Annotated in this window: 22 protein-coding genes; 8 read left to right on the plus strand and 14 right to left on the minus strand. The window is 71.1% G+C overall.

Translation table 11 applies throughout. The annotated features are described in order from the left end of the window. Nucleotides 1-397 precede the first annotated feature (397 nt). The gene (locus LE548_RS07260; protein ID WP_225096110.1) at nucleotides 398-952 is read right to left on the minus strand and encodes a nucleoside-triphosphatase; all 555 of its coding nucleotides are present in this window, start codon (nucleotides 950-952) and stop codon (nucleotides 398-400) included. A gap of 118 nt (nucleotides 953-1,070) precedes the next feature. On the opposite strand from LE548_RS07260, the gene LE548_RS07265 reads away from it, so the two are divergent. Beyond that, a complete protein-coding gene (locus tag LE548_RS07265; protein ID WP_225095827.1) occupies nucleotides 1,071-1,523 on the plus strand; it encodes a YbhB/YbcL family Raf kinase inhibitor-like protein in 453 nt (150 codons plus the stop codon). Nucleotides 1,524-1,528: 5 nt separating this feature from the next. Here LE548_RS07265 and LE548_RS07270 read toward each other — a convergent pair whose 3' ends face one another. The 4 genes from LE548_RS07270 to LE548_RS07285 all read right to left on the minus strand — a co-directional run bounded on the left by LE548_RS07270 (nucleotide 1,529) and on the right by LE548_RS07285 (nucleotide 4,246). Further along, nucleotides 1,529-2,173 carry a protein-L-isoaspartate(D-aspartate) O-methyltransferase gene (locus LE548_RS07270; protein ID WP_225095828.1) on the minus strand — a complete coding sequence of 215 codons (645 nt, stop codon included), beginning with the start codon at nucleotides 2,171-2,173 and terminating at the stop codon, nucleotides 1,529-1,531. Next, nucleotides 2,163-2,462 (minus strand): hypothetical protein, encoded by a 300-nt coding sequence (locus LE548_RS07275; protein WP_308029983.1) that lies wholly within the window; start codon nucleotides 2,460-2,462, stop codon nucleotides 2,163-2,165. Before LE548_RS07275 ends, LE548_RS07270 begins: the two co-directional genes overlap by 11 nt. Before the next feature lie 132 nt (nucleotides 2,463-2,594). Further along, entirely contained in the window at nucleotides 2,595-3,692 is a 1,098-nt protein-coding gene (locus LE548_RS07280) for a hypothetical protein (RefSeq protein WP_225095829.1), read from the minus strand. A gap of 158 nt (nucleotides 3,693-3,850) precedes the next feature. Then, nucleotides 3,851-4,246, minus strand: a complete 396-nt coding sequence (locus tag LE548_RS07285; protein ID WP_225095830.1) for a DUF5997 family protein — start codon at nucleotides 4,244-4,246, stop codon at nucleotides 3,851-3,853. Nucleotides 4,247-4,330: 84 nt separating this feature from the next. Between LE548_RS07285 and LE548_RS07290 the strand changes: the two genes are divergently transcribed. Next, on the plus strand, nucleotides 4,331-5,092 hold the full coding sequence (locus tag LE548_RS07290; protein ID WP_225095831.1) for a LysR family substrate-binding domain-containing protein: 762 nt from the start codon (nucleotides 4,331-4,333) through the stop codon (nucleotides 5,090-5,092). A gap of 74 nt (nucleotides 5,093-5,166) precedes the next feature. Here LE548_RS07290 and LE548_RS07295 read toward each other — a convergent pair whose 3' ends face one another. From LE548_RS07295 to LE548_RS07305, 3 genes are all read right to left on the minus strand, one after another. Beyond that, nucleotides 5,167-6,633: an MFS transporter gene (locus tag LE548_RS07295; protein ID WP_225095832.1), complete on the minus strand. Its 1,467-nt coding sequence runs from the start codon at nucleotides 6,631-6,633 to the stop codon at nucleotides 5,167-5,169. A 107-nt stretch (nucleotides 6,634-6,740) separates the two neighbouring features. Next, nucleotides 6,741-7,439 (minus strand): HAD family phosphatase, encoded by a 699-nt coding sequence (locus tag LE548_RS07300; protein WP_225095833.1) that lies wholly within the window; start codon nucleotides 7,437-7,439, stop codon nucleotides 6,741-6,743. 19 nt (nucleotides 7,440-7,458) lie between these two features. Next, nucleotides 7,459-7,935 (minus strand): Lrp/AsnC family transcriptional regulator, encoded by a 477-nt coding sequence (locus LE548_RS07305; protein ID WP_225095834.1) that lies wholly within the window; start codon nucleotides 7,933-7,935, stop codon nucleotides 7,459-7,461. A gap of 231 nt (nucleotides 7,936-8,166) precedes the next feature. Here LE548_RS07305 and LE548_RS07310 point away from each other — a divergent pair, with 231 nt between their 5' ends. Both LE548_RS07310 and LE548_RS07315 read left to right on the plus strand, forming a co-directional pair. Next, on the plus strand, nucleotides 8,167-9,663 hold the full coding sequence (locus LE548_RS07310; RefSeq protein ID WP_225095835.1) for an FUSC family protein: 1,497 nt from the start codon (nucleotides 8,167-8,169) through the stop codon (nucleotides 9,661-9,663). A 333-nt stretch (nucleotides 9,664-9,996) separates the two neighbouring features. Further along, a complete protein-coding gene (locus LE548_RS07315) occupies nucleotides 9,997-10,248 on the plus strand; it encodes a three-helix bundle dimerization domain-containing protein (protein ID WP_225095836.1) in 252 nt (83 codons plus the stop codon). Nucleotides 10,249-10,878: 630 nt separating this feature from the next. Here the strand turns inward: LE548_RS07315 and LE548_RS07320 are convergent. Further along, nucleotides 10,879-11,871 carry a 4,5-dihydroxyphthalate decarboxylase gene (locus tag LE548_RS07320; protein WP_225095837.1) on the minus strand — a complete coding sequence of 331 codons (993 nt, stop codon included), beginning with the start codon at nucleotides 11,869-11,871 and terminating at the stop codon, nucleotides 10,879-10,881. 126 nt (nucleotides 11,872-11,997) lie between these two features. Between LE548_RS07320 and LE548_RS07325 the strand changes: the two genes are divergently transcribed. Further along, nucleotides 11,998-12,615: a TetR/AcrR family transcriptional regulator gene (locus tag LE548_RS07325; RefSeq protein WP_225095838.1), complete on the plus strand. Its 618-nt coding sequence runs from the start codon at nucleotides 11,998-12,000 to the stop codon at nucleotides 12,613-12,615. A 341-nt stretch (nucleotides 12,616-12,956) separates the two neighbouring features. Here the strand turns inward: LE548_RS07325 and LE548_RS07330 are convergent, their stop codons facing one another. Continuing rightward, complete coding sequence (locus LE548_RS07330; RefSeq protein ID WP_225095839.1) at nucleotides 12,957-14,141, minus strand: GTP-binding protein; 1,185 nt, start codon at nucleotides 14,139-14,141, stop codon at nucleotides 12,957-12,959. A 6-nt stretch (nucleotides 14,142-14,147) separates the two neighbouring features. Next, nucleotides 14,148-14,318, minus strand: a complete 171-nt coding sequence (gene rpmF, locus LE548_RS07335) for a 50S ribosomal protein L32 (RefSeq protein WP_067052544.1) — start codon at nucleotides 14,316-14,318, stop codon at nucleotides 14,148-14,150. 114 nt (nucleotides 14,319-14,432) lie between these two features. Here rpmF and LE548_RS07340 point away from each other — a divergent pair, with 114 nt between their 5' ends. Further along, nucleotides 14,433-14,768: a helix-turn-helix transcriptional regulator gene (locus LE548_RS07340; RefSeq protein WP_225095840.1), complete on the plus strand. Its 336-nt coding sequence runs from the start codon at nucleotides 14,433-14,435 to the stop codon at nucleotides 14,766-14,768. Nucleotides 14,769-14,770: 2 nt separating this feature from the next. Continuing rightward, complete coding sequence (locus tag LE548_RS07345; protein WP_225095841.1) at nucleotides 14,771-15,493, plus strand: cation transporter; 723 nt, start codon at nucleotides 14,771-14,773, stop codon at nucleotides 15,491-15,493. Between the two features lie 34 nt (nucleotides 15,494-15,527). Here LE548_RS07345 and LE548_RS07350 read toward each other — a convergent pair whose 3' ends face one another. Then, a complete protein-coding gene (locus LE548_RS07350; RefSeq protein WP_308029987.1) occupies nucleotides 15,528-15,671 on the minus strand; it encodes a hypothetical protein in 144 nt (47 codons plus the stop codon). A gap of 243 nt (nucleotides 15,672-15,914) precedes the next feature. On the opposite strand from LE548_RS07350, the gene LE548_RS07355 reads away from it, so the two are divergent. Beyond that, nucleotides 15,915-16,208 (plus strand): hypothetical protein, encoded by a 294-nt coding sequence (locus LE548_RS07355; RefSeq protein WP_225095842.1) that lies wholly within the window; start codon nucleotides 15,915-15,917, stop codon nucleotides 16,206-16,208. Between the two features lie 23 nt (nucleotides 16,209-16,231). Here the strand turns inward: LE548_RS07355 and LE548_RS07360 are convergent, their stop codons facing one another. Both LE548_RS07360 and LE548_RS07365 read right to left on the minus strand, forming a co-directional pair. Beyond that, entirely contained in the window at nucleotides 16,232-16,594 is a 363-nt protein-coding gene (locus LE548_RS07360; protein WP_225095843.1) for a metalloregulator ArsR/SmtB family transcription factor, read from the minus strand. Continuing rightward, nucleotides 16,581-16,905: (2Fe-2S) ferredoxin domain-containing protein (locus LE548_RS07365; protein ID WP_225095844.1), on the minus strand; the 325-nt coding region annotated here is incomplete at its 5' end. The genes LE548_RS07360 and LE548_RS07365, both read right to left, overlap by 14 nt.

Raw genomic sequence — 16,905 nt, forward strand, 5'->3', positions numbered from 1 at the left:
GCGTCGCCGGAGCGGCAGGCGCTGAGATGGCCCGCCCTGAGCGGGGCGCGGTGAAGTCCAGCATGAATTCGATCTGAGCCTCGAACCGGTCGCAGCCGGCTTCAGCCCAAGCTGAAGGAACAAGGTCCTCGTCCCCGGGGACGGCCGGAGGTCACCATGGAGCACGTGCGCTGGGATGCTGGTGCTCGTTTACGGTCCGGTTGCATCGCCCCAGCGCGAGGCATGTTCCCGCCGCGTTGTCGGCGGCGCCCCAGCCGCGGCGCAAACCGCGGGCGGTGCACGACCCTGGCAAGATCCTTGTACTCGGTGGGCAGGCACTGACCCTTGGTCGTGGGCGCCGGGCGACCTCACATCGTGTCGCCCCGGCCCGGCTGTCAGCAGGTCGGAGGCCGGTCTCTCATCCGTGAGAGGGAGGCCTTCCGTGCGTCCCGGGCTGCTGCAGCCGGGCCGCGAGCTGCCCCGGAAGGACGTCCCGGTTTGCCGGAGTGAGCTGGACGACCTCGATGTCGGCGCGCCGCTTGAGGGCGTCGGTGAACGGATCGCGGTGCGTGTGGACCGTGGCGACGACGTCGATCTCTGCGACGAACAGCGCGTCGACCGCGTGCCGGAACGCCGTGCACGCCAGTTCCATCCGCCCCAGCTCGTCGATGAGCACCAGCCGCCCTGTCGCCACCTCGGTTGCTGCCGGCCGAAGCGACGGCAGCGCCAGTCGTTCCATGACGCCCGTGTCGACGCCGTATTTCCCCACCCGCGGCGGACCGGGAAGGTCGACATGGGCGAGCACTTCCCGTCGGCCTGCCAGGGTCTCCAGGGCGAAACCGACGCGGGCCCCGGATTGCCGGATCTCCTCCGTGGTGAAGCCGGTGGCCGCGTGGGCGGGCAGCAGCGCGGCGAGCCGCCGCAGGGCGGTCGTCTTGCCCGCGCCAGGGCGGCCCTCCAGCAGGATCCTCATCGGCACACCGCCATCTTCCCCCCCCGCTGCCCCAGGCGGCCCGGGTGGGCTCGGCCGAGCGGGGGTTTTGGGGTGCGGACCGGTGCCGGTGCCGCCGTTCGCGGGTATGGCCGCGCGCATGAGCGGAATTGAACTCAGCAGCACCGCGTTCGACGACAAAACGGTGATCCCCCGTCGGTACAGCGGGGAGGGCGAGAACATCTCACCGCCCCTGGCCTGGTCGGGGGTGCCCCACGAGGCCACGGAGCTGGTGCTCCTGTGCGAGGACCCGGACGCGCCGGGGACGACCTTCCTGCACTGGCTGGTGACCGGCATCGATCCGGGGACCACCGGGGCGGCGGAGGGCCAGGAGCCCCAGGGGGGCCTGCCGTGGCCCAACGGCTTCGGCCGCGTGGGCTGGGGAGGGCCGATGCCTCCACCGGGGCACGGGCCGCACCGCTACTTCTTCCGCCTGTACGCCCTGTCCGAACCGCTGCCGCTGCACGACCACCCGGGCGCCGACGACGTGCACCGTGCCCTGAAGGGCAGGGAGCTGGCCTCCGGCACCCTGGTCGGGACCTATCAGCGCTGAGCGCGTCACCGCTCGTCATAGCCATGGGCGCCGTACAGCCGGACGAACCGGGCCGCGGTGACCGTCCTGCGGCGCACCAGGTCGTGGGCCCGCCGCTCGTACAGCTCGACACGCTCCTGCCCGCCCTGCCCGATCGGCTGGACCAGCCGGCCACCGGTGCGGAGCTGAGCCACGAGCGGCTCAGGCACGCGCGGGAAGGCCGCGCAGACGATGACGGCGTCGTACGGGGCACGGGTCGGCATCCCGAGGGTCCCGTCGCCGAGTACGACCTCGGCATTGCCGACGCCCTGCCCGGCAAGCCGCAGCCGGGCCTCGTCGACCAGGTCGGGCCAGCGCTCGACGCTGACGACGTACGCGGCCAAGCGGGCCAGCAGCGCGGTCTGCCAGCCGTATCCGGTCCCGACCTCCAGGACCTGTTCCTCTCCGGTGAGGCCGAGAGCGGAGACCATCATGGCGATCAGCGACGGCTGGGTGGTCACCTGCCCGTGGGGGAGCGGAACGGGCGTGTCCCGGTACGCGGATGCCACCTCGTCCGCGGGGACGAATTCCGCCCGGGGGATGCTCCGTACGGCCTCCAGGAGACGTGCGTCGGTCACGCCCGCGGCGTGGGCCGCGCGGACCAGGTCCTCGGGGGTCCCTTCATGGGCCATCGGACCGCGGGGCCGTGGCGGTGGCGCCGGCGGCCCCGGTCATGGTGCGTTCCAGAAGCCGCGCGGCGTGATCGTGCTCGCCGCCGCACCCGCAGTACTCGTTGCGGTGCCGGTGAGCGGGGTCCGGTTCCGGCCAGGCGCAGCCCTTGGTCTGGTTGAGGCTGAGCAGCGTCAGTGTCGTACGGCGGACCGCCGTCCGCTGCAAGGAGTACCGCAGCGGGTCGGCCGCCGCCGGCCCGCCTGCCGCCCAGGTCCTGGGCGGGGTGATCGAAACGTCCGTCTCCGCCACGCCGCTCCTGCTCCTGTCCATGTGCCCCGTCCGCCGCTCCAGCCCAGTGTCGGAGTGTCCAGCGCGCGGCGCGATTCGGGACGGTCGGGCGCCAGGGGCGCCCCGTGATCCGGGAGGCGCAGCGCGTCGGCGTCAGGACGGGGTCCCCGGGTCGGTGTACCGCAGCAGGGCGCCCACGCCCTCGTACAGCCTCAGCTCGCTCTCCGGTACGACGACCAGCTCGGCACCGGTGCCGACGAGGGCCCGTACGAGGGCCTCGTCGGCGCGTTCCTCGCGCGGGGCCCGCACGCCGAAGGACATCAGCTCCGCCTCGGTCAGGGCGAGCTGAGTCGGCTGGGAGCCCGACCAGAGCCGCAGCGAAGACCCTGGCGGTCGGTTCAGCAGCAGTGCCGCGACCTGGCCGCGCTGGAGGGCGGCGACGGTGGCGGCCAGCCCGTCCGTCATGGGTCCGTCCAGAGCACGCCGGCCGATGAAGATGTCCACGAGCTCCCGGTCGTGCGCGGCCATGCGGCCGCGGAAGACGCCGTCGAGCTGCGGCTCCAGCAGGGCGCGTCCGGTGTCGGTGGGGGTCCGGCCGCCCACGCGTACGACCTTGTCCCGCAGGGTGTGCGGCAGACGGCGGATCAGTACGTTGCACGCCCACTCGTCCCCGCCCACGACGACGGCGTCGGCATGGGCGCGCCGCGCCCGTTCGTCCAGCCGGTGACCGAGCCGGAGGCAGGCGCGGTGCCAGGTCGCCACCGCGACCCTGCGGTGCAGCCGCTCACCCGGGGTGACGGTGGACGCGGGCCAGGTGCCGGTCTCCGCCTCCAGAGTCACCCAGCCGTGGGTCTCGGCGGTCGGAAGGCCGCCGTAGTGGACGACTACGGCCATGTAGGGGATCTCCGGAAGGTGCTGGGTGACCAGGGGCATCGCGTCCGGCAGGGTGCTGTAGCGCGCGGAGTCGTGCTCGGGCGGCCTGGGCAGCTCCCCGTCCAGGACGAGTGTGCCGTGGGCGGCGAAGATGGCCTGACCGTGCACCCCCGGCACCTCCGTGTCGGCGCCGACCACCTCCTCCAGTACGTTCAGCAGCGCCCGGTCCGCGCCCTGACGGGACAGACTCTCGCGCAGCCGACGCCAGCGCAGCGCGATCGCCCGCTCGGGATGCTCGACGTTTCGGGAGGTGTTCAGGTACACGGAGGCGAACGGGCCCGGTTCCGCGTAGAGGGGTTCAAGGAACGACAACCTCATCGCCACTCCTCGCTGATGGTCTCCCCTCCTTCGATGATGCCTCCCATCGTTGCCATGGATCACCCACAAGCACGCCGACGGCACGACAACGCCCCCACCGCCGTACGGATCGGCGATGGGGGCGTCGGTGGAGCGGTGGAGCGCGGACGCCCGGTGGGTCAGTGCTGCGCCTGCTCGGCGCGCTCGGCGTTCCTCTTCTTGATCCGCGCGGCCTCCTTGCGGACCTCGGCCTGGGTGGCGCGCTCCTTCTCCAGCCACTCCGGCCGCTCCTGCTTGAGCGCCTCGATCTGCTCGGTGGTCAGTGCCTCGGTGACCCCGCCGCGGGCGAGACCGGCGATGGACACACCGAGCTTCGCGGCGACCACCGGACGCGGGTGCGGGCCGTTGCTGCGCAGCTCGCTCAGCCACTGAGGCGGGTTCGCCTGCAGCTCGTTCAGCTCGGCGCGCGTGACGACGCCCTCCTGGAACGAGGCGGGGGTGGCGGGGAGATACACACCCAGCTTCTTCGCCGCGGTCGCGGGCTTCATCGTCTGGGTGCTCTGCTGCGAACTCATGAGGTCAAGGGTATCGGCCGTGTGCCGGGCCGCCGACCACGGCCGGTGCCGTCCGGACCGGCCACGGCCGGTAACCTTGGCCCGGTGACAGGCTCGCAGGAATCACCGTCGTTCCGGCTCGCGTACGTCCCCGGAGTGACGCCCGCCAAATGGGTGAAGACCTGGAACGAGCGCCTGCCGGACGTCCCGCTCACCCTCGTCCAGGTCCCGGCCGCCGAGGCGCCCGGTGTGCTGCGCGCGGGCGAGGCCGACGTGGGTCTCGTACGGCTTCCCGTGGACCGTACGTTCTTCAGTGCGATCCCGCTCTACACGGAGACCACGGTGGTCGTGGTCCCCAAGGATCACCTGATCACGGCCGCGGACGAGATCACCCTGGCCGACCTCGCCGACGAGGTGCTCTTCCACCCCCTGGACGACGTCTTCGACTGGGACAGCCCGCCCGGCGAGCCGGCCTTCGAGCGCCCCGCCACGACATCGGACGCGATCGAACTGGTCGCTGCGAACGTCGGCCTCCTGCTCGTCCCGCAGTCCCTGGCCCGCCTCCACCACCGCAAGGACCTGACCTACCGCCCGGTCACCGACGCCCCCCAGTCGAGCGTCGCCCTGTCCTGGCCGGAGGAGGCCACCACCGACCTGGTGGAGGACTTCATCGGCATCGTCCGCGGCCGCACCGTCAACAGCACCCGGGGCCGCACCAAGCCTCCGGCGGAACAGAAGCGCACGCGTAACGAGAGCACGGGCACCCGCCAGAAGCAGCAACCGAAGTCACCGGGCCGCACACCACGCCCCCGCACGGCAGGAGGCAAGCCGACGCCGAAACGGGGAAAACCGCGCCGGAAGTCGTAGGCCGAGGGCGGCGGTAGGGGCGCGCGTAGGCACGTACCGGTCCCGCCGGTTGGTCGCCCGCCCACACGCCACCCCTACGACCCCTGCCGAGCCGCCGCCTCCGTTCTTCTCCCGCCCTCCGGATGGGCGCGCCGTTCCCGCAGGTCGGCGTAGGCCAGGAGCAGGGCCAGCAGGATGATGGCGACGGAGGTGAGGAGGCCGAGCTGGAGGGCGGTGGCAGGGTTGCCCCCGTGGGCCAGGTGGGCGAAGTACACCGAGCCCACGACGGCGATGCCGGCCGCCGAGCCGATGCGCTGGCCCGTCTGCAGCACCCCGCCCGCCGCCCCGCCCCGCCCCACCGGCACACGGGACAGGGTGAGAGTGGTGTTCGGCGAGATGGTCAGGCCCGAGCCGATGCCCGCGACGAGCAGGGGAAGCGCGACCCCCCAGGCCACGGCCCGCCCCGGCGCGAACTGCACGGCCGTGACGACCCCGAGCATGCCCACCGCCACCGTGCCCAGCGCGGCCATGACCAGCCGGCGCCCGAACCGCAGCACCAGCCGGCCCCCGGCCGCGGCGCCGGCCGCCGCGCCCAGCGCGAACGGCATCGAGGACAGGCCTGCCGCCAACGGGCCGTAGCCCCTGCTGTTCTGGAGGAAGAGGGTGTAGACGAAGAACAACGTCGTGAAGCCGGCGAAGTACACCAGGCTCAGCAGCGCGCCGAGCGAGAAGGAGCGCAGCCGGAACAGCCCCAGGTCGATCAACGGGGCCCGGCCGCGCAGCTCCTGGTGCCGCTCCCACGCCCAGAACGCGGCCAGCAGACCGGCGCCGACGGGCAGCAGGACCCACTTCAGGCGCCCGTGCCACTGCTGGTTCTGCACCAGCGGCAGCATGAGGGCCAGCACACCCGAGCCGAGCAGCAGCACACCGGTCAGGTCGAAGCACTCGCGCCTGCCGGGCGAGCCGGGGGTGCGGGGCAGCAGCCGCAGCGCCGCGCAGAAGACGGCCGCCCCGACGGGCAGGTTGACGTAGAAGACCGAGCGCCAGCCGTCGGGACCGCCGGCCGCCTGGATCAGCAGGCCGCCCGCGAGCGGGCCGACCGCCGTGGAGATCCCGATGGTGCTGCCCATCATGCCGAACGCACGGGCCCGCTCCGGCCCCTGGAACATCTGCTGGATCAGTGCCGAGGTCTGCGGCGCGATCAGCCCCGCCGACGCGCCCTGGACCAGTCGGAACAGCACCAGCCAGGCCGCCCCGGACGACAGCCCGCAGGCCGCCGAAGCCAGCGTGAACAGGGCGAGCCCGGTCAGGAAGGTCTGGCGCCGCCCGCGCATGTCCCCGAGCCGCCCCGCCGGGACGAGACAGAGGCCGAAGGCGAGAGCGTAACCGGACATCACCCACGACAGGTCCGCCTCGTCGGCGTGCAGCCCGTGCTCCACCGAGGGCAGGGCCACGTTCACGATCGATGTGTCCAGCAGCGTCATGAAGGCCGCGGTCAGGCAGACGGCGAGCGCCTTCCACCGCCGGTCGTCGGCGACCGCTCCGGCCTGGTCTGTGGTCATGCGATCACGCTACGGAGTCACAGCCCACCCCGCACGGCGGGACGGTCGTGCGGCGCCGCCGGCAGTCCGTCCCCGCACTGACCCGAACGAGGGTTCCGGACGAGGGTTCAGCGGGCGCGGGCGGCGGTCTCCCGGAGCCAGGCGTACACCGACCGCGCCGAGAACTCCCGCTGCCCTCCCCGAAGCAGCAGGGCTGCCGTGGCGAACTCGGGGGCGTCGGCCTGGGCCGCCACGTACGGGATCGCGATGCAGCGCACCCCGGCCGCGTGGGCGGCGGCCGCGCCCGGGGCCGCGTCCTCCAGAACCACGCAGTCGGCGGGGTCCGCGCCGAGGCGCCGGGCCGCCTCCAGGAAGAGGTCGGGGGCGGGCTTGCCGTGCCCGACCTCCTCGGCGGACACCGCCGTGCGCAGATACGCGTCCAGTCCCGTGCCCGCGAGGATCGCCTCGATCGCCTCCGGGGAGGACCCCGACGCGACCGCCATCGGCACCCCGTCCGCCGCCAGCAGCTCCACGAAGGCGCGCATCTGCGGGAACACCGGCGTCCGGGTGCGGGCGAGGTCCAGGTAGCGCGGATTCAGCTCGGCGAGCAGTTCCCGCGCCGGAACGCTCAGGCCGTAGCGCTCACGCCACAGGGCCGCCGTCTCCAGGGTGCTGACGCCGACGTAGCTCTCGTGCTCCGCCCAGGTGAAGTCCGGGACGCCGTGCTCGGCCAGGATCTGCCGGCTCGCTTCGTAGTAGTTCGGCTCGCTGTCCACCAGCGTTCCATCGAGATCGAAGATGACCGAGAGGGCGCCGAGATCGCTCATACGGCCAGCATGCCCAGCGTCAGCCGCGGGCGGCCCGGCCCACCGACTCCACGAGCGGCAGCAGCCGGTACGGGACGCGCTCGCGCAGCGCCACCTCCGTACGGGTGCGCACCACGCCCGGGAGGCTGATCAGCTTCTGGATGACGTCCTCCAGATGGGCGTTGTCCCGGCCCACCACCCGCGCGAGCAGATCCCCGCCGCCCGTGATGGAGAACGCCTCCACGATCTCCGGTACGGCGGCCAGCGCGTCCCCCACGTCGTCCAGATGCCCCTGGGTCACCTCGATGTGCACGAACGCCAGCACCGGATGGCCCAGCGCGGCGGGGGAGAGGGACGGGCCCGTGCCTGTGATCACCCCGTCCCGCTCCATGCGGTCCAGCCGGGCCTGGAGCGTGCCGCGGGCGACGCCGAGAACGCGGGCGTACTCGCGCACGCTGGTGCGCGGCTGCTCCAGGAGCAGCTGCAGGATGCGAGTGTCGAGTTCGTCCACGGCCATGATGGACGACTGTACCAATGGCTCAGCCCTGCCGTGTGGGCGCAGGCCACGCGACCTGGTCCGTTGGCATTTCGGCGGGTACCGGTGGGCGGCTGAAACCGGGCCAATGGCTCAGCGATCCGGGCATCACTTGAGCCACTGACCCGGGTGGTGCTCTCATGGAGACGTCGATGGCGCTGCGGACCTCCGCGGCGCCTTTTCTGTGCCGGTGTTTCCCAGGGGAGGGCAGCAGTGCTGAAGCGGGTGTTCGTCGCGCCGGATCCGGGGCGGCTGAGGTTGCGCAGTGCTGCGCGGGGTGTCCTGGGTGTCGGTCTGGCGGTGACGGTGTCGGATCTGGCGATGCAGTCGCTGCCGGCGGCGATCGCTGGTGGGCTTGCCGCGCTGCTCGCCTTGTTCACGGTGGCCGATGGGTCGGTGCGGGGGCAGGCATTCACGACGGCTCTGCTGCCGGTGGCGGGCTTCCCGGTGCTGGCTCTCGCGGCGGTGTTGCACGATTTCCTGTGGGTGCGGGACGTGGCCTTTGTTGCCGTCCTCGGCGCGGGGATGTATGCCCGCCGGTGGGGGCCGCGGGGCCACGCTCTGGGGACCTTTGCGTTCATGATGTTTTTCGCGGCGCAGTTCCTGCATGCGGTGCCGGGCCAGTTGCCGGAGCTTTATGCGGCGGTGGCCCTTGCCCTGTTGGTGTCCTCGGCGGTGCGCTTTGGCCTGTGGTGTTACGAGCGGCGGCTGTCGCCGCCCGCTGTTGCGATGGTGGCGCCGGGCGGTTCAGGTCTTGCCCGGGTGACCACGCGCCACGCGATCCAAGGGATGGCGGGCGGCGCTTTCGCTCTGTTGGTGGGGCAGCTGGTGTCGCACGAGCGCTGGTATTGGGCTGTGGGTGCGGTGTGGTGGATTTTCGTGAACACCACCTCTCGGGGCGAGACCCTGGTGCGGGGCTTTCGCAGGGTTCTGGGCACGGTGATCGGTATCGCCATCGGCCTGGTGATCGCTGTGCCGCTGGATGGGGCTGGTGCTCCCACCGCGGCGCTTGTCGCGGTCTGCGTGTTCGGCATCTTCTACACGGCGGCGGTGTCGTATACGTGGATGATGCTGGCGGTGACGGTGATGGCCGGGCTGTTGTATGGCCTGTTGGGGGTGCTGACTCCGGGGCTGCTTGCTCTGCGTGTGATGGAGACGGGGGTGGGGGCGCTCGGCGCGGGGCTCTCGGTGCTGTTGGTACTGCCGGTGACCACGCACGCCACCACTGACGCGTGGATCCAGCGAGCGCTGCACTGTGTCCATGCGTGCACTTCTGAGGCTGCGGCCCGCTTGGCCGGCTCTCCGGCTGCGGATCCGGCCCGGTATGTCGCTGAACTGGAGCTGCTGTTGGGCAGGGTGAGGCTGTCGCTGGCGCCGCTGGTGCACCCGTTCACTCCGCTGCGGGCGCGTAAAGCGCGGGCCCGTCAGGTGATCGAGCTGCTGGACCGGTGTGCCCGGGAGGTGCGTGGCCTGGCATCGGTCGCGGCGGATCCGGATGCTTCCCACGACGCGAGGCTTGCGGCAGCGTGCTGGCGGGTGGAGGCGGCAGTGGAGGCACTCGTCACGCCCGGTGCCACGCCAAGCGAGCGTCATGCGGCGGTTGCAACACCGCATCCTTCCGGTGGCGAACTAGCCTTGGCCCATCTGCATGGACTGGAACAGGCTCTGAAAGCACTCGCAGTCCCGTTGCAAGGCCCCGTCGCGTCCTGACGGCCGCCGCCCCAGGAGGGTTGCGAGGCTCGTGCTCCGTGACGGTGCCCACTACGCGATGGCGATTCGCCGAGTGGGTAGTCGGCCAGGGGCCTGGAACATGCGGTGTCTGCCAGGGGCAGGACCCCCGTCGGCTTGCTCCGGCGGGGGGCCTGCGTAGACGGGGGCCTGATACGCGGGGGGTGACCGTGCACGTCGACTGTGATGGCGACGTCGACCTGCTGATGAGCCTGGTCAGCATCGCGCTGCAGGCCCATCAGGCGGTGTGTCCGCCCGGGGACGCACCGCCCGCGGTGTGCAATTTCCGCCGCGTCACGGTGCTGGACCGTGACAATGATCTGGACCACACAGGACCACCAGCTGACGCGAGGGGGAGCCGTGGCGACCGACCCCCGCGAGGACGAGGCCATTCGTGGCGTCAACGAGCGACTGAAGGCCGCCTACGGCGAGACGCACAGCCCTGACGAGATCACGGCGGTCGTGGCGGGGGCCTATGCCGCGTTCAGGGACCGGCCTGTACGTGACTTCATTCCGATCCTCGTCGAGCGCAGGGCGCGGCGGATCCTGGACGGGGCTTCCAAGTGATGGCCACGGCTCTGTCCGGCGCCGACGGTAGTCGCTGGCCAACCTCACCAAACTTCGGGATGGCCGAGTGGTTCGCATTTACGGGGAAGGAGTTCACCGACATCGTCGTGGCGCTCACCGGGCAGTCTGCGGCCGTGGTCACCTGCTGGACCTGGCTGGTGAGGTAGCCGTGTACTCGACGCCGATCCGGCGGCGCACGATCTCGGCGATCCGGGCCGGCATCCAGCACTGGTCGGGCCGGCCGGAGGCGGCCGGAGGCCGGCATCCCACACCGCCTCCAGTGCGCGCAGGTCTTCCGAGTCGAGCTTGCAACGGGCACTGCCGGGGCCCCTGGAGGCCAGGGTCTGCCGACCTGCTGAGGCCAACGCCTGCGCCGGCGGTTCGCCGACATCCGGGTCACCCTGAACCGTCGGGCCACCTCCCGGTCGCCGGCTCCGGCCTCGATCAGATCGGCGGCTGCGAGCCGGACTTGCTCACGCCGGGCCCGTTCCAAGGCTGTCAGGCTCCCGCCATCGGGGTACCGCAGGCCCTGTTGCGAAAGTGCTGGTCATAGCCAGTCGGCAGCGGCCGTGACGACGGCCAGTCTCGCCTTCTCGGATCGATGAGCCCGAAACGCCGTTGCCGCTCGACTCAGGTGTCGAGGAGTTCCGGCACGAAGATGTCCTCGCACGTCAGCTTTCGCTTCGACAGGCCCTGCTCGTGGTGGTAGCGCAAGAAGGTGTCGATGGCCTTGCGGTTCGCGGCGACGCCGTAGGGCCACCAGTCGTCGCCGAGCAGCTGACGGTTCTGCTCGAACAGCGTGCTGAACCACGGCGTGATGAGGCTCATGTGCTGCTTGGTGGCGTCGTCGAGGTACTTGCGCTCGGTGAGTGCCTTGGCTTGCGTGAAGGCGTCGTACACGGCCCGTGCGAGGCCCGGCCGATGGGCCAGTTCCCTGCGGATCGCGATGATGTGCATCGGGGGGAAGATCCCGGTGCGGCGGTAGTAGTCGCGCTCCACGGCCTCGTAGTCGGGGAACAGGCGGGCGACCTTCGGGGAGCCGTCCAGCACGGCCTGCGGTACGTCGACGGAGATCAGTGCGTCGATCTCGCCGGATTCGAGCATGGCGCCCAGGGTCTGGCCGTCCTCCGCGTGTCGCACGTCGACGCCGTCCGGGACGGGCTGCGGGACCCAGTCGAAGGCGGGGATGGGGTGGTTGGTGCCGCCGATGACCCAGCGGCACTGGTCGGGGGTCACGCCGTACTCGTCGGCCAGGATGCCCTTCGGCCAGATCCCGGCGTCGTGGCCGTAGAGAGCGAACTCGCCGACGCTTCTGCCGGCCAGGTCCTGCGGCTTCACGATCCCGGCGGCGATGTTCACGAAGATCGCCGAGTGGCGGAAGTTGCGGTTCGGCAGGATCGGCAGCGCCAGGAACGGCGTGTCGTCGAGGTCGAAGGTGCGCAGAAAGTAGGTGAGACCGAACTCGGCGAGGTCGTAGTGTCCCTCGACGGCGCGGCGGAAGATGTCCGACACGAGCGGTGCCGTCTCGAACGTCGCGTCCACCCCGTCGACCGTGACCCGGCCGTCGAACAGTGCCTCGGTGTGCTCGTAGGCGTAGACGCCGATGCTCAGCTCGGTGTTCATCAGTGGATCTCCTCTCCGGGAGTCCGTGGAGTGGCCCGCTTCCGTAAATGACCGTTCACTTTTAGAGTCTTCCCGGAACGGTAGAGCTGTCAAGATGAATGTTCATTCACGATGAAGGAGGCGACCATGCCGCGCATCACGGCCGAGCGCCGCGAGGCGAAGCGTGCGGAGATCGTCGCCGCGGCCCGTCGCTGCTTCGCCCGCGACGGGTTCCACCAGACCTCTATGCCGGACATCGCCGCGGAGGCAGGCGTCTCGGCCGGCGCGCCTTACCGCTACTTCACGAGCAAGGAGGAGATCATCCTCGCTATCGCGGGCGACGCGTTCCGGCTGATCTTCGAACCGGTTGAGCGGCTGGCCGAGAGCGCGCGCGCCCCGTCCGTCGCGGAACTGGTGGCCGCCGCGCTCGGCACCTTCAGCGGCGAGACGGTGCAGGACGCGGCGGGGCACGAGGTCGCAGTGGAGGAACTGCTGCGCTGCGTCGTGCAGACGTGGGCGGAGGTGCTGCGCAACGACGAGGTACGCGGCCCGGCCGCGGAGGGCTTCGAAAAGGTCCGCGCCACTGTCGCCGACGCTCTGCGCCGCGGCCGGGCCGCGGGCACGGTGCCCGCCGCCATGGACCCGGACCGCGCAGCCCGCGTGGTGATGGGGCTGCTGCACGGATTCCTGCTCCAGCGCGTGGCGTTCGGACTCACGGACACGGCTGGCTTCGCAGACGACCTGCACGGCGGGCTGATCTTGTGATGGGCTATGACTGCGCCAGGCGGCGCGACACCGGCATCACGGCGGACGGACACTGGCGCCTTGATCTCCGCGCCGCCCGCGTCGCGGTAGCTCACTGCGAAGTACAGGAATGCCTTGTTGAGGCGCTCCCGGCGACACCTACGTCAATCGCCCACCGTGACGACATGGGGGAGCACCCACAGGGATACAGCCTTCATGGGTCTCACCTCCTCGCGTTCTCTCACGGCTGCCCAGACGCTATCAGCGGGGGCCGGTCAGCCCAACGCATTTGTCCGGAGCTCTTGGTGTCCATACCGGGCCGGGCGGCGCCGTGGCTGCGTTCGCCGCCCGGCCCGGGGTCCTCAGGGGCCCGCCACGAGTAGTTCGGGATGCTCGTGGTCGCAGGTGTCGTCGATGCCGTAGGTGTCCCAGGCGGGGAACGGGTCCCTGGGCGGCAGGCTCTCGCCGTCGGCCATGAGGCAGTCGGTCAGCGCCGCGTGCAGTGCGTCTCCGTGCAGGTGCGTGCCGATGAAGACCAGTTCCTGGGCGTCCGGGCTGTCGGCGTCGCGGGCGGCTGAGGGCTCGAAGCGCGCGACGGAGCCGGCCTGAGACCACAGGCCCGTCACGTGCGGGCGGCTGGCGAGGGTGAAGAAGCCCTTGGAGCGCAGGATCTGTCCGCATGCGCCGCTGTCGAGTTCCTCGGTCACGAACGTCCACAACCGGTCCGGATGGAAGGGCAGTTCGGAGCGGAAGACGGTGGAGGAGATGCCGTACTCCTCCGTCTCGGGGACGTGGTCGCCGTTGAGCTCCCGCACCCAGCCGGGGGCCTGTTGGGCGCGTTCCAGGTCGAACAGCCGGGTGCCCAGTACGTCGCTCACCTTCACGCGGCCGTGGATGGCCGGGACGAGACGCGCGGCCGGGTTGAGGCGGGTGAGCGTGGCCCGCAGCCGGTCGGCGGACTCCTCGTCGACGAGGTCGAGCTTGTTCAGGACGATGACGTCGGCGAACTCGATCTGGTCCATCAGCAGGTCGCTGACGGTGCGTTCGTCGTCCGCGTACTGGTCCAGGCCGCGCTCGGCGAGTTCGTCGCCGCTTGCCAGCTCGGGCAGGAAGTTCGCGGCGTCCACGACCGTGACCATGGTGTCGAGGCGGGCGAGGTCGCCGAGGGTGGCGCCGTCGTCGCGGGCGAAGGAGAAGGTCGCGGCGACCGGCATGGGTTCGGAGATGCCGGACGACTCGATGAGCAGGTAGTCGAAGCGGCCCTCGCGGGCCAGCCGGTCGACCTCCTGAAGCAGGTCGTCGCGCAGGGTGCAGCAGATGCAGCCGTTGGTCATCTCGACCAGGCGTTCCTCGGTACGCGACAGGGCCGCCTCGCCGCCCCGCACCAGGGCGGCGTCGATGTTGACCTCGCTCATGTCGTTGACGATGACCGCGACGCGCAGTCCCTCGCGGTTGCCGAGGACGTGGTTGAGGAGAGTGGTCTTGCCCGCGCCGAGGAATCCGGACAGGACCGTGACGGGCAGTCGGTCAAGGGGATCGGACGGCATCAACGCTCAGCCCTCGGGGCGGAGCAGCCCGCGCTCGTACGCCTTCACCAGCCGCTGCGGTACCAGGTATGACACTCCGTCGACGGTGACCGGCACGAGCGCCGGCGTGGTCGCCTTCCACTGGGCGCGGCGGTGGCGGGTGTTGCTGCGGGACATCTTCCGCTTGGGAACAGCCATGGGAGTCCTCCTGGTTGGGATGGCGAGTAGAGGCTACATGAAAATGAACACCATTGCTAAGTGGCCTATGGCTCACGGTTTCCTGAATTCAGGAATCTGTGTACCGTTGGTGGTGTGCTGACTGTCGCTTCCGACATCGAGGTCCTGGTTCGGTTCGGCCGGGCGCTCGCCGATCCGATCCGCTGCCGCATCCTGCTCACACTGCGGGAAGCGCCCGCCTACCCCGCCGACTTGGCCGATGCGCTGGACGTCTCGCGCACCAGGCTGTCGAACCACCTGGCGTGCCTGCGTGACTGCGGCCTGGTCGTCACCGTCCCCGACGGCCGACGCACCCGCTACGAACTCGCCGACGAGCGCCTCGGCCACGCGCTCGACGATCTGCGCACCGCGGTGGTCGCCGTCGAGGGCGACCGCACGTGCGTTGATGCCGACGACAAGGGGTGCTGCTGACCATGAGCGCAGTGACATCCCTGTCCCTCGGCCCCGACCCGGCCAGGCGCGGCGCACTTGCCCGGCGGATACGGCTGCTGGTCGCCGCGACGATCAGCTACAACGCCGTCGAGGCGGCCGTCGCCCTTACGGCGGGGACCCTGGCTTCGTCCACCGCGCTGATCGGCTTCGGCCTCGACTCCGTCATCGAGGTCTCCTCGGCTGCCACCGTCGCCTGGCAGTTCTCCGCGCGCGAGCACGCGGTGCGCGCCGCCCGGGAGAAGACCGCGTTGCGGGTCATCGCGCTGTCGTTCTTCGCGCTCGCCGCCTACGTCACCGTCGATGCCGTACGGTCCCTGACCGGTACAGGTGAGGCCACGCGCTCCCTGCCCGGGATCGTGCTGGCTGCCCTTTCGCTCGTGGTCATGCCGGTGCTGTCGGCGGCCCAGCGTCGCGCCGGACGGGAACTCGGCTCCGCGTCGGCCGTGGCCGACTCCAAGCAGACCCTGCTGTGCACCTATTTGTCGGCGGTGCTGCTGGTGGGTCTGGTCGTCAATGCCGTGTTCGGCTGGTCGTGGGCCGATCCGCTCGCGGCCCTGGTCATCGCCGCGGTTGCGGTGAAGGAGGGGCGCGGTGCCTGGCGTGGGGAGGGGTGTTGTGCGACGTCGGCGGCCGTCGCGCCGGGCGCGGGCCGGCGGGAGGCGGATGCCTGTGGCTGTGCTCCGGGGTGCGACTGCTGCCCTTGACGGAGACCAATCCGGAAGGAAGTGGTGCCGGGGTTCACCGGGGCTGGTCCGCCGCCTGCCGTCGGCCGCAGTCCGGGCACAGCCCGGACAGCTCCACCGTGTGCCGGACGTTCGCGAACCCGGAGGTCTGCGCGATGGTGTCGGCCCATTCCTCCACCGGTCCGGAGTCGACCGCCACCCTCTCTATTGAAAATGGATGTCATGCGCATAGGCTGGTGGTGCAGCCAGGTGCTGTCCAATCCCCGGTGCGTCAACTTGCTGACCGCTGCGGCGGGTTGGGCCTCCGCGGCGGCAAACAGGGGATCTCTTCCACTCATGCGGAGGAAACACGGAGATGAGCGATACCGCCGGCGACCGTCAGAGCCGCCCTTTCACCCTTGTCGTCTGCGGCTCATGCCCTGCCGCCGCGAGGGGAGGGGCGATGAACGGGCTGCGTCATACGGTCCGGGAGTGCCCGCACGCGGTGATGGTCTCCACCGGTTGCCTGGGAAAGGTGCTGCATTGCCAAGGCGGCCGCGGGCTGCAAGGCGTTGTGCAGCCCTGCGGGATCGACCGCAGGCCCACCGGGATGGTGGTACGCCTCGGTCCGCTGGTGACGGAAGCCGACGCCGAGGCGGTGGCGGCGTGGCTGCAGGCCGGGATGCCCGGCGACGGCACACTGCCCGACCGGCTCCGGGCGGCCCCGGCGCCGCAGCAGGTCGCCCCCCTCAACTGACGTGCTGCTACTGGAGGTGTGCGTCAGTCGAGGTCGCGGACGCCGAGGCGCAGGTGCTCGATGTGGTGGACGGCCTGGTCGAGGAGTCGGGCGACGTGGTCGTCGTAGAGGCTGTAGACGATGCGGCGCCCGTCGCGGCGGCCGGTGACCAGGCCGAGGGCGCGCAGCAGGCGGAGTTGGTGGGAGACGGCGGACTGTTCCATGCCGACGGCGGCGGCGAGCTCGCCGACCGGGTAGGGCCGTTGCCGCAGGGTGGTGAGGATCAGCAGGCGGGACGGTGTGGCCAGGGCCTGGAGCGTCGTGGCGACGGAGGCGGCGGTGGCTTCGTCGAGCCGGGCGGCCGCGAGGACGTCGCGGCCGCCGGTGTCGAGGTCATCGGCGTGCACGGGCGCGGGCCTCGCGCGGTGGGCGGATGAGCTGGAGAGCCAGGGCAGCGGGCGGTTCGGCGATGCCGGGTCCGCCCTGCGCTGCCCAGCTCAGCAGGTCGTCGGTGCTGTCGTCGTCCATGGCGAAGCCGACCCAGACGGCGCGGCCGCCGGCCCGGCGCCCGGCGGTGGAGGGCTGGACGACAATGACGTCGGCCTGGTCGCAAGGCCCGAGGCAGTCCGTCGTACGGATCCGGAAGCCGTGTTCCGCCGCGCCGGCGCGCAGGCGTTCCAGTTGCCAGGTGTGGTCGGTGCCGGGGTGCTTGCGCGGG

Origin of the sequence: Streptomyces sp. CoH27, from assembly GCF_020181035.1 — a bacterium.
Classification (GTDB): domain Bacteria; phylum Actinomycetota; class Actinomycetes; order Streptomycetales; family Streptomycetaceae; genus Streptomyces; species Streptomyces camelliae.

Excerpts from the sequence above, each read along its gene's own strand:
- LE548_RS07260 (WP_225096110.1), bottom strand. The coding sequence starts at position 952 with ATGAGGATCCTGCTGGAGGGCCGCCCTGGCGCGGGCAAGACGACCGCC.
- LE548_RS07265 (WP_225095827.1), top strand. The coding sequence starts at position 1,071 with ATGAGCGGAATTGAACTCAGCAGCACCGCGTTCGACGACAAAACGGTG.
- LE548_RS07270 (WP_225095828.1), bottom strand. The coding sequence starts at position 2,173 with ATGGCCCATGAAGGGACCCCCGAGGACCTGGTCCGCGCGGCCCACGCC.
- LE548_RS07280 (WP_225095829.1), bottom strand. The coding sequence starts at position 3,692 with ATGAGGTTGTCGTTCCTTGAACCCCTCTACGCGGAACCGGGCCCGTTC.
- LE548_RS07285 (WP_225095830.1), bottom strand. The coding sequence starts at position 4,246 with ATGAGTTCGCAGCAGAGCACCCAGACGATGAAGCCCGCGACCGCGGCG.
- LE548_RS07295 (WP_225095832.1), bottom strand. The coding sequence starts at position 6,633 with ATGACCACAGACCAGGCCGGAGCGGTCGCCGACGACCGGCGGTGGAAG.
- LE548_RS07300 (WP_225095833.1), bottom strand. The coding sequence starts at position 7,439 with ATGAGCGATCTCGGCGCCCTCTCGGTCATCTTCGATCTCGATGGAACG.
- LE548_RS07305 (WP_225095834.1), bottom strand. The coding sequence starts at position 7,935 with ATGGCCGTGGACGAACTCGACACTCGCATCCTGCAGCTGCTCCTGGAG.
- LE548_RS07315 (WP_225095836.1), top strand. The coding sequence starts at position 9,997 with ATGATCTGGACCACACAGGACCACCAGCTGACGCGAGGGGGAGCCGTG.
- LE548_RS07320 (WP_225095837.1), bottom strand. The coding sequence starts at position 11,871 with ATGAACACCGAGCTGAGCATCGGCGTCTACGCCTACGAGCACACCGAG.
- LE548_RS07325 (WP_225095838.1), top strand. The coding sequence starts at position 11,998 with ATGCCGCGCATCACGGCCGAGCGCCGCGAGGCGAAGCGTGCGGAGATC.
- LE548_RS07330 (WP_225095839.1), bottom strand. The coding sequence starts at position 14,141 with ATGCCGTCCGATCCCCTTGACCGACTGCCCGTCACGGTCCTGTCCGGA.
- rpmF (WP_067052544.1), bottom strand. The coding sequence starts at position 14,318 with ATGGCTGTTCCCAAGCGGAAGATGTCCCGCAGCAACACCCGCCACCGC.
- LE548_RS07345 (WP_225095841.1), top strand. The coding sequence starts at position 14,771 with ATGAGCGCAGTGACATCCCTGTCCCTCGGCCCCGACCCGGCCAGGCGC.
- LE548_RS07355 (WP_225095842.1), top strand. The coding sequence starts at position 15,915 with ATGAACGGGCTGCGTCATACGGTCCGGGAGTGCCCGCACGCGGTGATG.